The sequence below is a fragment of the Solibacillus silvestris genome (assembly GCF_051967575.1).
Classification (GTDB): Bacteria; Bacillota; Bacilli; order Bacillales_A; family Planococcaceae; genus Solibacillus; species Solibacillus silvestris_B.
This window is the reverse complement of the sequence record NZ_JBQCJW010000005.1, coordinates 43,063-58,483: the sequence shown is the minus strand read 5'-3', so window position 1 is coordinate 58,483 and position 15,421 is coordinate 43,063. Positions and strand designations below refer to the sequence as shown.

The window sequence follows — 15,421 nt, the reverse complement described above, 5'->3', positions numbered from 1 at the left end:
ATTAAATACTTAACGGCATCATATAGAGCCCAAGCTGTTCGTCTTCATGAAACACAGAATTGACGCCATATACTTCCTTGATGACTTCCTTCGTTATCACCTCACGCGGTGCGCCCTCCGCGATAATTTTGCCGGCTTTCATTAAAATAATATGGTCGCTGTAACGAATTGCCTGATTAATATCATGAAGCACCATCACGATTGTTAATCCGTATTGTTCGTTCAATTGCTTGACCAGCTCCAAAAGCTCCAATTGATAATAAATATCCAAATATGTTGTCGGTTCGTCCAAGCATAGCATTTCCGATTTTTGGGCGAGCGCCATCGCAATCCATACACGCTGCCGTTCCCCGCCTGATAATGCCGATAATTCTTTATACCGCTTTTCGAGCAAATTCGTACAAGCAAGCGCCCATGCAACGGCCTCCTCATCTTCCGGTGCACTTTTTTTGAATAACGATGTATGCGGCATCCGACCATACATGACAAGCTTTTCAACCGTTAAATCTGCCGGAATATCGTTTTGCTGATAAACAATCGCAAATTTTTTGGCAAATTCTTTCGGCCTATATTCAACTAAATCACGGTTTTCAAATGTTGCCTGTCCTTGGAGCGGTTTATTATTTCGTGACATGACACTTAATAATGTTGATTTTCCGCAGCCATTCGGTCCGATAATTGTCGTAATCTTCCCCTTTGGAATTGCTGTCGATACTTCATTTAAATGCCGTGTAGCACCATCATGCGAAACTACCACTTGTTTAATTTCCATTATGCTTGTCACTCTTTCCTAAGTAAAAATATGAGGAATGGTCCTCCGATAATCGCCATAATCGTCGATGCCGGCACTTCCATCGGACTAAACAAAGTACGACCGAGCGTATCTGCCAACAATATTATGAATGCGCCCAAAAGTGCTGTAAAAGGTATTAATACTTTATGGTCATAACCGACAAGCCGGCGTGCAATATGCGGCACTAAAATTCCTACAAATGAAATGACGCCTGCCACGACAACAGATGCGGCCGCCAAAAGAACTGCCGCCGCAGCAATAATAATTCTTGCTGCCGTTACATTAAAGCCGACACTTTTCGCTGTTTTATCCGATAATACGAGCACATTGCATGATGCATATAAAATAAATGCAAGAATAAGGCCGATTGAGCCATATGTAACAATTAATGATACGTCATCCCAGGTTTTTAATGTTAAGTTCGACGTAATCGCCCCTGATGCGGAGGCACCGAAGCTAATCATCGCTTCTGTAAGGCCAGAGAACATCGCATTAATCGCAATTCCGACTAAAATTAATTTCAATGGATTTAATCCTGATTTCCATGAAAGTAAGAAGACGAAGAAACATGCCAATGCCCCGCCGATAAATGCCGCGATCGGCGAAAAGAAAAACATTGTCGGCACAAAGCTTACAATAAATAATTTTGTAAAGGCGGCACCGGCTGAAATTCCGATAAAGCCGGCATCTGCCAACGGATTACGCATAATCGCCTGTAGCAGCACACCGGCAACCGATAGTGCAGCTCCGGCAAACAATGCGACGATAATACGAGGGAAGCGTAAATCTTTGATTGCAGCCATATTCGCATTATCAGCATTGAAAAAATTCGTTATAAAATCGATAAACGACATTTGAATACTTCCGGTTGTCGCCGCATAAATAACGGTGATGACCAATAAAACAGCGATAGCTATAAAGCTAATAATTTTTTTTGTCACAGCAAACATCCTTTATAAATGAATGAATCAGAAAAAACATTCCACGCCAACTTAGTGCAAGCTGAAGTTTTTCTTATTTAGTGTTTTTCATCCTCCAAACTATTTCTTCCCCTACATTTTGCTTCTTGCATAGCATTATTGATAGAAAATTTCCACTAAGCGATTTAGCGCCTCAGGTACATTCAGCGCTGCCGTTGTACCGAAAAGCTCTTCCTCCAAATCGTATACTTGCCCATCTTTCACAGCATTAAAATGCTTCCAAACATCATTTGTTAAAAATTCCTCGTCAAACATCTCAATTACTTCATCCGGCATTCCATGCGCCAGACGCAAAATGATATCAGGATTAGACGAATATAAATATTCCGTGTTGGACGGCAAATATTCAGCATCCTGGCCACCCATTACATTTTCGCCGCCCGCTAAACGGACTAAATCCCCCGCATATGAATTTTCCGTCGCCACTAAATAGCTACCCGGTACACCGAGCAAAATAAGTACACGCGGCTTTTCTTTATCACTAGCGGCTACTTCCACCGCATCCATTTCTGCCTGCAGCTCCGCATTCAACGCCTTTGCCTCTTCTGCGCGATTATAGCGTTCTCCAATTGCTGTAATTTCCCCCATCATAGATTCAATGCTTGTTAAATCGATGAAATCTACGGGAATTCTCAATTGCTCGAATTTATCCTTTAAATCGTATTCCAATGTCGATACAGATAATACTTCTGTCGGGTTGAGCGACTTTATAATTTCCGCGTCCGGGTCCATCGCATTCCCGATATCAGGAAGTCCGTCAAAGCGTGCCGGCAAGTCTTTGATTGTCTCAGGAACCGCCACTGCATCCAAATTTAAGCGATCCAAAATTTGCGCGATTACGACCGTTCCTGCAATAATGCGGTGCTCCTCCTCCACTGGCGAAGCTAGTTCTGCTGCATTATTTTCGGCTGATGCTTCCTTTTCCGCCGTTCCTTCTTCATTTCCATTTCCGCAGCCCGCAAGTACAGCTATGCTGAATGCGAGTCCTATAAGCCACTTTTTCATTCGTTTTCCTCCTAGTTGTTTAAACTGAAGTAAACTACATCTCTGCACAGATGGAAGTTTAGTTCAACTTAAACATCAACTTTCACTCTCCTGCTTGAAAATAGGACTGGGGCTGTGCTAAAAGCCAAGAACTTTTAACACAACCCTATCCTCTAATAAATATTCACTAAAAAAATAATGTTCATACAGCTGCATGTCGCCAGGGGCTTATCCGAAATCACTTTCCTTTACGGAAAACCCCTTGCACTTTATTTTCTTATTTTTTCAAGCCATCAACAGCTGTTAATGTATTGTTTAAAATTTTTGCCATTTGAGAGCGCGTTAATTTATTTTCCGGGTTGAACTTTCCTTCAAAACCAGAGATGATGCCTAATTTGTTTAATTCAGCAATTGCTTTTGCCGCTTCTTTATCTTTTGGCATATCCGAGAAGTTCGCTGTTGCACCTGTTGATTGGTAACCGTTTTTCTCCAATAAACGGTAAATCATTAAAGCCGCTTGTTTGCGTGTAATATCTTTGCCAGGCGAGAACGTAGTAGTGGATGTACCATTGATGATTCCATAGCCGTTTAAAGCGTTAATCGCTTTTACTGCTTCAGCGTCTTTTGGAAGATCAGCGAATTTTTGTGCTGCCGGAATGTCCAAATTTAACGCACGGTTCAACATTAACGCAAATTGAGAACGAGTTAAGTTATTGCCAGGATTGAACTTATCCGCCCCTTTGAAAATGCCTTTGTTGTAAAGATTAATGATTGCATCTTTGTTCCCGTTGCTTGCGATATCTTTGAATGGAACAGCAGTTGTTGTATCTGTTGCCTGTTTGCCGCCGAATTGTAATTGTACTTCGTGTACACTGTTATATACGACTGGACCTTGGTTTACAGATAAATCAAGGGATGCAGTATATAATTTGCTTAAATCTTTTACAGATACTGTGTAAATTTTTACTTTGTTAGCATCCACAGTTTCTTCTGATTTTAATGCGACTGTTGCGCCTTCAACTTTGAATTCGTTAATCCATTGACCTTCAGGGAATGTAACATCTACATCATATCCGCCTTCAGTAGCTGTAATTGTCACTTTATCCGTTAAGTATTTGCCTTGCATGATGGATAATTCTTTTGTGCCATCTTTATATACGTAAACTGGCTCAGTTGTTGCTGCAGGAGTAGTCGGAACCGTTGCCGCATCTGCTTTTGGCAGTTCCAAATTAGCTGTTTCGACAGCGAAGCCGAATGGGTATGGTTTATCCATATTCATAGCAGGTACAACAACATGAACTGATGCTTCATGTAAATCGCTAATTGATGGGATTTCTATAGTAACGATACCATTTTCCGCCACTGCATTTTTGCCGGCAATTGTTACATCTTGCACCATGGATTTCGATGACTCAGTAACAGTTAGCTGCACCGAATATTTGCCATCTTTAACGATTAACTTTGCATCTGGTGAGAAATGGCTGCTAATCGCTTTATAGTTGCCGACCTTCTCCTTGTAGGCATCCCACTTAATATCATAAGTGCCGTCTGCTACTGACTCGAAAGTTTTACCTACTGTGAACACTTTTTCTTCTTTTGCTTCTTCAGAAGGTTTTGCTGTTTCAGCTGCTTCTTTAATTGACTTTGCGTCTGGTGTAATTGTTCCTTTTGCGTCCATTTTCCCAGCAGGTGTATTTAATGTAAATGTCGCTTCTACAGTTTTAAAATCATCAGAAATAGGGATTAAAATCATTTTTGAACCATAGTTGTATACAGCTGTCTTGCCATCCACTAAAACTTCTTCAATCATCGCCAGTACATTTTCAGCTAAATTAAGTTGAATATACTTTTGGCCTCCACGCTCTACTAGATTACCCGTACCTGGTACATATTTAGCTAATTGACCAGTTGCATCTTCCACTTTAAAATCAATCGTCTTTGCCGCTGCAGCAGTTGCTGCTTCTCCTGTGCGAGTTGTTTCGCCGCCCGCTTCAGCGGATACTGCCATTGCAGGCACGATTGCCGATGTTGCTAATAATGAAGCTAATACTGCTTTTGTTGCTTTTGAACTTTTAGCCATTTTCCATTTCCTCCAATTGTCTATCTAGTTTTTGTTTGCTTTGTGCGAATGAATACAATCACCGCTACGATGAAGAAAATAATCGCCATAAGCGGTAATTCATCGCTCGTCTCCGGATTTTCTACTGCCTCAGAATCCTCAGCTTGCGTCATTTCAGATGCATTTTTTTCATCTGAATTTATGGAATCATCTGATTTTGTTGCTGCACTCGCTAGCTGATTGGATGATTCTGTTTTTTGTGCTTCAGTTGATGTTGCTGTTTTATTTGAAGAAGTATTACTTCCTGACGACTGTTTTGGCGGCTCCTTAGCTGGGGCCGTTTGCGTTGTTTCCTGCTTTTCTGCCTCTTTTGGCTCCTCAACTTTTGCTTCTGGTAAGCCTGTGCTATCAAATACAAAATCCACACTATAGCCATGATGGTAGTCGATTTCATCAATATCGATCTTCATCGCGATTGTGACCAAGTTTGCATTCGCAGCAGAAAATTGAACTGTACGCTGATCTGCAGATTCATTCGAACTGATTACTTTTGCCCCGCCCGGTGGATTAAACTCTGTAACCCAGGCACTTTTTTTAATGGTAAGCTGCATTGTCGTTTTACCATTTTTCACTATAATTTTTGCGGGCTTTAAAAAATAATCGTTAGCCATGGATGCCGAATTACTGCCAGGCTTGTTCACTTGATAATTCACTTCATATGTACCATCCGCAATGACAGCAAAAGACTGATTAGGCAAAGTAAACGCTACCAAAAAAAGAGCAGCAAAAATGATGAAGAAATATTTTTTCAAGTCACATTCCTCCTTTTCTTCATAAAATGCCAATTGTCTAATAGAGAACATTTCTCAATACCATAATATAGCATGCCACAAAATTGGATGTTTCTCAAATGACAACATTCTCATTTCGCATAAATTTTTCACATTTCCCCGGAAATTTCATGAATTTGTCGTAATTAATAGTTGACGAAAGTTTCATAAGTTATCAGGGTATATTTCTGATAATTTATAACAACAAGAAACTTTGAAAAATACAATAAAAAAGATGGAAATGGGCAATCTCAATGTCACCCTCTCCATCATTTTCGCGTTCTTTCAAAATATTTATTTCAGTTTTTTGGATCATAATTTGTTAACTCATCCGTCGTTATCTCTTTACCATCTACTGCTCGAAATTCGAATTGCCCTACACCGCTATGTGCGAAATATGTATATTCGATATTCGGTTCATTTTTGAAAATGACGACTACATAAAATGCGGGAAGCTTTTTTCCCCATACGCCCTCTATTGACTTGATTTCTTCTTTTTTATATCCCTTTTCTTCAATAAGATAATCGGATACTTTACTCGCATACATAACTTTGTTGATTTGCACATATAGGATAGGAGAAATCATTATTAAAACGATTAAGCCTATCAACAGTTTCTTTCTAATAAAATTCCCCCTATATTTTATTTGCCCGCTTCTTCGGGATGGAAACCGTCGCGCTGCAAATAGTTTTCGTGTGCCCAAATTTTCAGCTTTTTTTGTTCGGCTTGCTGCTGAATTTCCAACAGCTCTTTTTCAAGTGTGTCGTTCGGTTTGTTGACATAGCGCACTGCCGCGAGTCCTTCGCTTAATAAAACCTCGTGCAAGCTGACACCATCGACAAATGCATAGGCTAAAAGGCGGTCATAATTATCCGTTTCAGGTCCTTTGTCGAACAATAGCTGCACGGAATCCGCCTGCTCCAGCAATGCAGCAGTGCGCACTTTCGCATCTTCTGCATATGGCATCGGTTCGCCTTTATTGTAATTCATTTCCGGTGTATCAATCATCAGAAGACGCACTCGCTGCTTTTCCCCATCTATTTCGACATTGAATGTATCGCCGTCATTGGCATTTAAAAACTTCACATCGATTAATTGCTTTCCCGTTTTGTCCATCGCCAGCTCTGGTGTGAGTTTATACACTACATTTTGTTCCGTAATAACCGAAGATGTCGTTTCTCCTGTTTCTTCTTTCGGTTCACTGAATACTAAATATAATCCTACTGCTAAAATGATTGTTCCACTTGTAATGAGCGTTTTTATATCTTTTAATTTCATTAGCTGAATCCTTTCTAAATCTCCGTGTTTGCCTTTGGACTTGGCCCTAGTTCATTCGGCGGGATGTCTGCGAATGTTTCGCCTTCTTCTTCCAGATCGCGCATACGGTGTGCCAGACGCGATGCCGCACAAGCAGCGATGCTTCCTACTAAATCGTCCAAAAATGTATTGACTGATTCCCCGGCTTTAGTATCGAGCTTTTCAATGATTCCAATTTTTTGCTTATCCAAATGACCGAACGTTGTTACCGCAATGCTTCCATACGTAAATACAGCCCCTAATGCCAGCGTTTCATCCACTCCAAATAAACCTTCATCAGATTCAATAATCGCTTGGAGCGGCGCAGACAGCAACCGCTTTTCGGCTAGTTCATCTAATTCAATTCCTACTAATACAGCGTGCTGCACTTCACGTTTATCAAGCACACGCTCAACAGATTGAACACAATGCTCAATCGTCAATCCTTCATTATATGGTGATTGCATCGTATAAACGATTTCAGCAATATCATCAATAGTTACGTGGCGACGTTCCAATGCGTCGCGCGTGGCTTTTGTCACCTCATCAGAGTGTACACGAATTCTTTTATTATGCATGAATTAATCCTCACCTTTATTTATATTAAGCGCACATTTACTTGCCCACTTTCTATATTACACCTTTATTTTTCTTTATGATACAATTTTGGGTACAACAATAGACAGGAGTGACAACATTGGAAAAAGGCATAGTAAAGGACGTAGCTTTTTTTAGTAATGCACTAAATGAAGAATTAGAGCTGTTGATTTATATTCCAGCAAATTATTCCCCATTATATGAATATAACGTTTTAATCGCATCCGATGGCAAAGATTACTTCCAGCTAGGCGGAATCCCGCGTTTGGCGGATGAACTTATTGATGGCTATATGATTGATAATACAATAATCGTCGGTGTTCCATACAAAAATTATGAAGACCGCAAGCGCAAATATACTCCAAAAGGCGATCAATTTGATGCGTATATGCGATTTTTGGCGCATGAACTTGTGCCATATTTAGATGAAGAATTTTCAACGGCACAAATTGGAGGCGGACGTGCATTAATAGGCGATTCCATGGCTGCGACGATTTCGCTGATGACAGCAGTCCATTATCCAAATATTTTCGGCAAAGCCATTTTGCAATCACCTTATGTAGACGAACATGTATTGCAGGCAGTTCGCAGTGCGAAAAACATTGAAATTCTTTCCTTATATCATATTATCGGGTTACAGGAAAATGAAGTTGTATTAAAAGACAACTCGGTCAAGGATTTTTTAACACCGAACCGTGAATTGCATGAACTATTCGTGCAGCTTGGTGTCGAAACATTTTATGAAGAATTTGATGGCAATCATACATGGACATATTGGAAGCCTGATTTAAAACGCGCACTAATTGAAATTTTCGGATAATGGCGTGTTCTGGAAATGTTTATTCACATTCTTTTCTGTTATACTTATATCAATTATGCCTCAGCATATTTGTGTCCGAATTCGGTTTTGTGCTTGCATGCATAATTCCTTTCCAAATTCGCGATATCCGTCGGAGGCTTTCTCCTCATTCAGCATTTAGCCAGATGACTGTTGAATGAAAGTAAAATTTGATTAATTCTTAGGAGGTAATGAATTTGAAATATGGTATTGTTGCTTTTCCATCTAAAAAAGTTCAAGATTTGGCGAACACTTATCGCAAACGCTACGACCCGCATTATGCTTTAATTACTCCTCACATCACATTAAAGGATGCATTTGATGCGGATGAATCTCAAATTGAAGATATTTCTAAACATTTGCAAGAGGTGGCATTACAATTTGCGCCTTTACAAATTCATGCATCCCGGATTAGTTCATTTTATCCAACGACAAATGCTATTTTTTTCCGTGTTGAACCAACATCGCAGTTAGAAAGCATTCACCAGTCAGTTCAAGAAAAAATCAATTTCGGTGAAACAAAGCATGTGTTTGTGCCGCATATTACAATCGCACAAAAGATGAGCGCCTCAGAGCATGATGATATTTATGGTCAGCTGCGCATGGTTGGTGTAGATGAAAAGGATGTAATTGACCGTTTCCACTTACTATACCAATTAGAAGATGGCTCATGGACAACTTATGAAACATACAAATTGACTGGAGCTGAGTAATACGTGTTTGAAGTAAAACTAGTAACAACCGACGAAGACCGCGAGCGCGCATTTGCTTTGCGTAAGGAAGTTTTCGTCAAAGAGCAAGGAGTCCCGCTAAGTTTGGAGTTGGACGAATATGATGAAACGGCCATTCATTTTTTAGTGAATGATGGCGAAGATACGATTGCCACAGCTCGTCTTCGGGAAATCGAACCAAAAATCGGAAAGGTTGAACGTGTTTGCGTGTTAAATAGCTATCGCGGAAAACGTCTCGGTGTATTGATTATGGAAGCAGTTGAGCAACACGCAAAAAACGCGGAATTTAAAAAGCTCAAACTGAATGCCCAAAGCTATGCTGTACCTTTCTATGAAAAACTGGAATTTTCCGTAACATCTCCTGAATTCATGGACGCCGGCATTCCCCATCGCGCAATGGAAAAGAATATTTAGAATGCCCATCCTTTATGGCGAGATTTAAGCGCATCCGCACTTTTATATTTATTCAGTAATTTTTATCCAAAATAGCGACATCTGCTGAAGAAATGAAAGCCACCAAGTGAATACGCTTGGTGGCTTTTGGCTTTGAATACAATAGAGCTCAATAAAATACTACTTCATCATCTTCTCGATTTTTGAAAAGTCTAATGATTTTCCATCTTGGAGGATAGATTTGACAATTTTATCTTCTAGTTCACCCGTAATCGGCTTCTTTGCAAGACGACTCACTTTTTTGACGATTTTCCGAACTTGTTTTTCATCCGAGAAATTCGCATGTGTCAATGCATTAGCGAGCGTCATAATTTCATCAAAATCAACGCCGGTTTTGCGCTCTACTTGCTTAAAAAACGAACGTTCCATCTCAAAATGCCTCCTTTAAATAAATACGCTTCCTACGATAATGAGTAAGATGAATAGTACAACGATTAGTACGAATGTGCTGCTATTATTGTTGTTGCAACCATATGCCGGAGACTCATAATTGCCACATTGCTGCCAACCATATCCAGACATGCTAAACCCCCCTTTCTAATTTGTAGTGTATGCATACACACAAAAAAAAGGAGGGTAATCGTCTAGTCTACTTTACCTTTTGGCTTAAAAATTAACGCTGCAATAAAACCAAATAAAATGGCCGCGCTTATACCGGAGCTCGTCACTTCAAACATACCGGTCAAAACACCGATCCATCCGTGTTTTTCCGCCTCTGCCATTGCCCCATGTGTAAGGGAATTCCCAAATGAGGTAATCGGAATCGTCGCGCCCGCCCCGGCCAGGTCGATTAAAGGCTCGTATAAATTAAGCCCGTCCAAAATCGCGCCGACAACGACTAAAATGGATAGCGTATGACCAGGAGTTAACTTCCCTACATCCATTAATAACTGACCAATTAAGCAAATAAAGCCACCAATCACAAATGCCAATAAAAATGAAAAGCCGATTGTCCTCACCCCATCCCGATTTCAATTGCATGTGCTGTGCATGGAATTGTATCACCTTGCTGAAAAGAGAGCGGCGATAAAAGCGCACCCGTCGCCACTAATAATACACGTTTGTAACGACCTGATTTAAACTGCTCAAGCATATAGCCGCTATACACAGCAGCAGAACAGCCCGCACCACTTGCACCTGCCAAAAATGCTGTATCTTCTCCGTAAAATTCGGCACCTGCATCACGGAATCTTGATAAATCTTCCTTCTTCACTCCGCTTTGGGCAAACATCGCAATCAGAATTTTCAAACCGATTTTCCCTAAGTCACCGGTCATTATAACATCATAATCCTGCAATTTTTGCGAACGCTTTTGTAAATGTGCCTGAATCGTATCAAAGGCAGCCGGCGCCATCGCACCACCCATATGAAAAGGATCCGTCGCACCGTAATCAACCACTTTTCCGACGGTCGCCGCCTCTATATACGGAAGCTTCGGTTCATGTTTCCCGACTAGCACAAAGCCTGCCGCTGTCACTGTCCATTGAGATGTGGCAGGTTTTTGCGAGCCATATTCGATCGGGTAGCGGAATTGGCGTTCAACTGCATTATGCTGACTTGACGCCCCTGCTATCGAAAAATCGCTAGCCCCAAGCTCTGTCAATAATGCCGCAATGATCATCGATGAAACAGACGTAGCACATGCGGAAAACATGCCGATAAAGGAAATGGCGAGTTCCCGTGCGGCAAAGTTCGTTGGTGTCATTTGATTGACCAAATCCCCGCCCAATAAATAATCAATGTCTAAATTATTCAAATTTGATTTTTTCAATATTAATTGGCAGGCTTCCGAAACAAGCATTGCATTTCCTTGCTCATTCGTCGCTTTCTGCAGACGTTCATCATTAAATACTTTGTCAAAATACGTTTGAAATACACTACGCTTTTCTAGAGGACCTACAACGGTGGCAGATGCGACAATGGCGGGCTTCGATTGAAATACAATTACCATGATACGACACCTACCGACACGAGCAATAATTTAATCAATGCGACAAAAAAGGCGGATACGACCCCAAATAAAATAACCGAGCCTGCAAGCTTGAACATATTGCCGCCTACTCCTAAAACTAGCCCTTCCGATTTATGTTCGATGGCCGCGGAGATGACCGCATTGCCGAACCCCGTTACTGGCACAGCGCTTCCCGCCCCGGCAAATTGCCCAAGCTTCCGGTATTGGCCGAATCCTGTTAAAAGCATCGCGATGAAAACCATCGTCGCCACTGTCGGATTGCCGACCGTTTTTTCCGTAAAATCGAAAAATATCATATAAAAGTAAGAAATGGCTTGACCTAGCGAGCAAATGACACCACCAACAGCAAATGCTTTTAGACAATTCATTGCGAGAGGTGTTTTCGGTGTAATTTGATCTTTTAAAGTATTGTATTGTTGCTGTTTCAAATTACGTTTCCTCCTTCGATAGCTTTTTTAAATGCTGCAATTCTTGAAGCATTTTATGTTGATCCTTTTCATCCATCAATTTGGACGATTCCCAAAACATTTTAAAATCCGCCGAAACATTGACTGTACTATCGGAAAATTGCTTTTCCAATTTTTTTTGCCAGCGTTCCTCAATTTTCTTGCGATTCCATTTCTTCATAGGCTTAAGTTGCATCGCAACAAAAAGTTCATTTTCGATAACGACGATATTCGCCTGTTCCACTTCGGGATCTTTTTCGAATAGCTGCTCTACTTCATGCTGATGCTGCTCATTATCTGTCATCGAATACGTCGAAACTTTTTCGCGCTCGTTGCAGCCAGCAAGCAATAGAAGCAAGCTCATTCCGACAAGCAATTTCCTCATAACAGCCCCCCTTATGTCCATTTTTCTCCAAGTATAGCCTGTCGTATTTTGAATTATTCATCACACAATGAAGTTTCATGCAGACCAATCATTCGCCCGCTTCTTCCGGAAAAAATCTCATATTTTAGAAAGAGTTAAGTATTAGGAGGTGAAAAATATGGGTTGTGGAAGAGGACATAGTGAGGGTGGCAGCCAATCGACTCGGGGCTGCGTTTGCGAAGTTGTGCGTGCCATTTTAGAAATCCAAAACGCTGCAGTACAAGACGAGTGTTCTAGATGTACGACAAACTGTTTTTTAGAGCCGCTTGGAGGTATCGTTAGTCCAGCTCGTTCGAATGCGGATACACGGGTATTCACATTATTAAATAAAGATGGTTCACCATTCTTTGCTACATTTACGACAGCTAATGGAGCGCCTTCACCATGTGTATCGATTTATTTCCGTGTAGAAGACATTTTTGATGGCTGCTGTGCAACATTGCGTGTGCTCATACCATTAGACGATAACGATGATCCAGTAGACTTACTAAATGGTGAAGGTACTGAAATCTCCTTCCGTGAAGTATGCTGTGTTACACAATTTGCTGCATCGGATAGCTGTATCACAGTTGATTTAGATTGCTTCTGCGCGGTTCAATGTATTGATGATGTGGATCTTGGTATTTGTAACTAATAATACGTATAAGTACATGAAAATCGCTAAAGTGACCTGTTTCGCCCGAAATAGAGGGCAAAGGCACTTTAGCTTACATATTTTGAAATTTTAAAGCTCGCATGTGTTAAGGAGGGGACTTTTCGGGAGGAGCGTTCTACTTTCGGCCGCGGCGATTCCACTTTCTCCGGGGAAGCGATAATTATTGCGGCGCGGTTCTACTTTCTCCGGTGAAGGTTCTACTTTTCGGGAGGAGGATTCTACTTTCTCCCGGGAAGCTTCTACTTTTCGGACGGAGTGTTCTACTTTCGACAGGTTTAGTTCTACTTTTCAGGCAAAATAATCTACTTTCGGCACACTTTGTTGTACTTTCCTGATTGAAGCGGCGATTATTGCGGCGCGGTTCTACTTTCTCCGGTAAAGGTTCTCCTTTTCGGGCGAAGTGTTCTACTTTCAACAGGTTTAGTTCTACTTTTCAGGCAAAATAATCTACTTTCGGCACACTTTGTTCTACTTTCCACACTTTCCCACCGAATAGTTTTATCTTTAAATTTATCCACACCACACCGTTCATACAAAAAAGAAGAGCCAATTATTTTGGCTCCTCATTTTAAAGGGTGTGATGAATCATGACAATATCATTTGCATGAATCCAACGCTTCGTTTGAACACAATTCAACAATACATTGCAACCATTCATTTTATCGATTGAAGCATAAATTCTTTCACCTGAATTTAATATAAACGATAGCATCCTTGGCTCCTTTGCCGGTCTGGAAAAATAGTAAAGCTGACGGGCGACAAGGGCATTTTCGATTTTTTCAGGGGCGGGCCGCACATAAACCGATGTACTTTCTTCATCTTGTATCGGATGAACATAACTCGGACTTGCAATAAAAAGTAATGGATGAATTTCCACATTCCACATCCTTTTTCATACAATATGCAAACCCGGGACAATTCGTTCCTTACAGAATACGACTAATAAAAGTTGAAGCAAGCCCTAAATAAATAATAATACTTGTAACGTCATTCAACGTCGTAATAAACGGTCCTGACGCGACAGCGGGGTCAACACCAAGCTTATGCATTAAAATCGGGATGAATGAACCAGCTAATGTGGCTACAATAATCGAGCAGCATATCGATGCCCCGACAAGTAAACCAATCATAAGGGTGCCCTTCCAAAAGAAAATAATACCAACGACGATAGCACCACTCACTAATCCCATTATAATCCCTGTGCTTAATTCCCTTAGCACAAGCTTAAACTTACTTTTCCCGCCAATATCCCCTGTCGCAATACCGCGGATAGCGACGGCTAAAGCTTGTGTTCCGCTATTTCCTGAAGTTCCTGAAATAAGTGGAATAAAAGTTGCGAGCAGTGCGACTTTATCGAGGGTCGCCTCAAAAATCCCCATCAATCCTGATGTAAGCATCCCTAAAAACAATAAGATAATAAGCCATGGCAAACGTTTTCCCGCCGCGCGAATCGGACCCGCATCATTGTCATCCATATCCGAAATACCTGCCAGCTTTGAGTAATCGTCCTCTGCTTCTTCTTCAATAACGTCAATAATATCATCGACCGTAATAATTCCTTGAAGCTCCCGATAGTCATTGACGACAGGGATCGCTAAAAAGTCATAGTCTTTCATTAGGGTTGCGACATTTTCCTGGTCGTCCGTAACTTTAACCGCTACGATACGATCACTCATAATGTCGCGGATATATAAATCTCCTTCTGCGACGATCAATTCACGCAGAGACATAACACCGAGCAGTCGATGTTCATTATCAACTACGAAAATGTAGTAAATCGTTTCGGCAGTCTGCGCTTCTTGACGTAATACACGCATCGCCTCACGAACCGTTGCACTTTCCAGCACCGAAACATATTCGGTTGTCATAATGGCCCCGGCTGTATATTCCTCATAGCCTAAAAGCTCATTAATTTCATCAACGGTTTCCTCATCCATCATGTCCAAGTAATTTTCACGTTGCTCAGTATCCAGTTCGTTTAAAATATCCACTGCATTATCGGTATACATGAAGCCGAGCATTGCAGCACCGTATGACTGATCCATTTCATTCAGATAGTTTTCATATTCATCGTCATCAATTTCCGTCGACTCAAAAATAACAGCCATTTCCTGAGGAGACAAGTAACGATAAATAATCTGTCGTATGTCAGGGCCCACCTCTTCATAAAACTGTGCTTGATCATATGGATGTAGTACTAAAAAATGCTCGCGGAATGCTTCAATATTTTCTTCATCAAGCAGCATTCGCAAAAACGCCTCATCGTATTGTACTTCATTATTTTTTTCCTCTATCATGCTTGTCCCCTCCTCTCGACTACTCATAACGAATAATTCTATTCCTAATGATTGAAACTCGTCAA

20 protein-coding genes are annotated in these 15,421 nt (G+C 41.0%); 4 read left to right on the top strand and 16 right to left on the bottom strand.

Annotation, left to right across the window (positions count from 1 at the left end; genetic code table 11):
• Position 1 precedes the first annotated feature (1 nt).
• The 8 genes from ACTHOQ_RS04655 to ACTHOQ_RS04620 all read right to left on the bottom strand — a co-directional run bounded on the left by ACTHOQ_RS04655 (position 2) and on the right by ACTHOQ_RS04620 (position 7,521).
• The gene (locus tag ACTHOQ_RS04655) at positions 2–772 is read right to left on the bottom strand and encodes an ABC transporter ATP-binding protein (RefSeq protein WP_440494511.1); all 771 of its coding nucleotides are present in this window, start codon (positions 770–772) and stop codon (positions 2–4) included.
• Between the two features lie 8 nt (positions 773–780).
• Entirely contained in the window at positions 781–1,734 is a 954-nt protein-coding gene (locus ACTHOQ_RS04650) for a FecCD family ABC transporter permease (protein ID WP_440494510.1), read from the bottom strand.
• 135 nt (positions 1,735–1,869) lie between these two features.
• On the bottom strand, positions 1,870–2,778 hold the full coding sequence (gene isdE / locus ACTHOQ_RS04645; protein WP_440494509.1) for a heme ABC transporter substrate-binding protein IsdE: 909 nt from the start codon (positions 2,776–2,778) through the stop codon (positions 1,870–1,872).
• Positions 2,779–3,034: 256 nt separating this feature from the next.
• Positions 3,035–4,837 (bottom strand): S-layer homology domain-containing protein, encoded by a 1,803-nt coding sequence (locus ACTHOQ_RS04640; RefSeq protein WP_440494508.1) that lies wholly within the window; start codon positions 4,835–4,837, stop codon positions 3,035–3,037.
• Between the two features lie 20 nt (positions 4,838–4,857).
• Positions 4,858–5,628 carry an NEAT domain-containing protein gene (locus tag ACTHOQ_RS04635; protein WP_440494507.1) on the bottom strand — a complete coding sequence of 257 codons (771 nt, stop codon included), beginning with the start codon at positions 5,626–5,628 and terminating at the stop codon, positions 4,858–4,860.
• A gap of 317 nt (positions 5,629–5,945) precedes the next feature.
• The gene (locus tag ACTHOQ_RS04630) at positions 5,946–6,257 is read right to left on the bottom strand and encodes a DUF3139 domain-containing protein (protein WP_440494506.1); all 312 of its coding nucleotides are present in this window, start codon (positions 6,255–6,257) and stop codon (positions 5,946–5,948) included.
• Positions 6,258–6,289: 32 nt separating this feature from the next.
• A complete protein-coding gene (locus tag ACTHOQ_RS04625) occupies positions 6,290–6,925 on the bottom strand; it encodes a thermonuclease family protein (protein WP_440494505.1) in 636 nt (211 codons plus the stop codon).
• A 14-nt stretch (positions 6,926–6,939) separates the two neighbouring features.
• Complete coding sequence (locus ACTHOQ_RS04620) at positions 6,940–7,521, bottom strand: phosphatidylglycerophosphatase A family protein (RefSeq protein ID WP_440494504.1); 582 nt, start codon at positions 7,519–7,521, stop codon at positions 6,940–6,942.
• A 119-nt stretch (positions 7,522–7,640) separates the two neighbouring features.
• Between ACTHOQ_RS04620 and ACTHOQ_RS04615 the strand changes: the two genes are divergently transcribed.
• From ACTHOQ_RS04615 to ACTHOQ_RS04605, 3 genes are all read left to right on the top strand, one after another.
• Positions 7,641–8,360, top strand: coding sequence for an alpha/beta hydrolase (locus ACTHOQ_RS04615; protein ID WP_440494503.1), 720 nt, complete (start codon positions 7,641–7,643; stop codon positions 8,358–8,360).
• Positions 8,361–8,575: 215 nt separating this feature from the next.
• Positions 8,576–9,091 (top strand): YjcG family protein, encoded by a 516-nt coding sequence (locus ACTHOQ_RS04610; RefSeq protein ID WP_440494502.1) that lies wholly within the window; start codon positions 8,576–8,578, stop codon positions 9,089–9,091.
• A gap of 3 nt (positions 9,092–9,094) precedes the next feature.
• Positions 9,095–9,523 (top strand): GNAT family N-acetyltransferase, encoded by a 429-nt coding sequence (locus ACTHOQ_RS04605; protein ID WP_440494501.1) that lies wholly within the window; start codon positions 9,095–9,097, stop codon positions 9,521–9,523.
• A 159-nt stretch (positions 9,524–9,682) separates the two neighbouring features.
• On the opposite strand, the gene ACTHOQ_RS04600 is transcribed toward ACTHOQ_RS04605, so the two are convergent.
• The 6 genes from ACTHOQ_RS04600 to ACTHOQ_RS04575 all read right to left on the bottom strand — a co-directional run bounded on the left by ACTHOQ_RS04600 (position 9,683) and on the right by ACTHOQ_RS04575 (position 12,365).
• Positions 9,683–9,931: a stage VI sporulation protein F gene (locus ACTHOQ_RS04600; protein WP_440494500.1), complete on the bottom strand. Its 249-nt coding sequence runs from the start codon at positions 9,929–9,931 to the stop codon at positions 9,683–9,685.
• Between the two features lie 15 nt (positions 9,932–9,946).
• Positions 9,947–10,084 (bottom strand): YjcZ family sporulation protein, encoded by a 138-nt coding sequence (locus ACTHOQ_RS04595; protein ID WP_440494499.1) that lies wholly within the window; start codon positions 10,082–10,084, stop codon positions 9,947–9,949.
• Between the two features lie 62 nt (positions 10,085–10,146).
• The gene (spoVAE, locus tag ACTHOQ_RS04590) at positions 10,147–10,521 is read right to left on the bottom strand and encodes a stage V sporulation protein AE (protein WP_440494498.1); all 375 of its coding nucleotides are present in this window, start codon (positions 10,519–10,521) and stop codon (positions 10,147–10,149) included.
• Positions 10,518–11,513 carry a stage V sporulation protein AD gene (locus ACTHOQ_RS04585; protein ID WP_440494497.1) on the bottom strand — a complete coding sequence of 332 codons (996 nt, stop codon included), beginning with the start codon at positions 11,511–11,513 and terminating at the stop codon, positions 10,518–10,520. The genes spoVAE and ACTHOQ_RS04585 overlap by 4 nt, the downstream gene beginning before the upstream one ends.
• Positions 11,507–11,962: a stage V sporulation protein AC gene (spoVAC, locus tag ACTHOQ_RS04580; RefSeq protein WP_440494496.1), complete on the bottom strand. Its 456-nt coding sequence runs from the start codon at positions 11,960–11,962 to the stop codon at positions 11,507–11,509. The genes ACTHOQ_RS04585 and spoVAC overlap by 7 nt, the downstream gene beginning before the upstream one ends.
• Position 11,963: 1 nt before the next feature.
• The gene (locus ACTHOQ_RS04575) at positions 11,964–12,365 is read right to left on the bottom strand and encodes a YhcN/YlaJ family sporulation lipoprotein (RefSeq protein WP_440494495.1); all 402 of its coding nucleotides are present in this window, start codon (positions 12,363–12,365) and stop codon (positions 11,964–11,966) included.
• A gap of 157 nt (positions 12,366–12,522) precedes the next feature.
• On the opposite strand from ACTHOQ_RS04575, the gene ACTHOQ_RS04570 reads away from it, so the two are divergent.
• Entirely contained in the window at positions 12,523–13,038 is a 516-nt protein-coding gene (locus tag ACTHOQ_RS04570; protein WP_440494494.1) for a CotY/CotZ family spore coat protein, read from the top strand.
• A 589-nt stretch (positions 13,039–13,627) separates the two neighbouring features.
• Here the strand turns inward: ACTHOQ_RS04570 and ACTHOQ_RS04565 are convergent.
• Together ACTHOQ_RS04565 and mgtE are read right to left on the bottom strand one after the other, a co-directional pair.
• On the bottom strand, positions 13,628–13,945 hold the full coding sequence (locus ACTHOQ_RS04565; protein ID WP_440494493.1) for a 4-diphosphocytidyl-2C-methyl-D-erythritol kinase: 318 nt from the start codon (positions 13,943–13,945) through the stop codon (positions 13,628–13,630).
• A 40-nt stretch (positions 13,946–13,985) separates the two neighbouring features.
• Positions 13,986–15,356 carry a magnesium transporter gene (gene mgtE, locus ACTHOQ_RS04560; protein ID WP_440494492.1) on the bottom strand — a complete coding sequence of 457 codons (1,371 nt, stop codon included), beginning with the start codon at positions 15,354–15,356 and terminating at the stop codon, positions 13,986–13,988.
• Between the last annotated feature and the right edge of the window lie 65 nt (positions 15,357–15,421).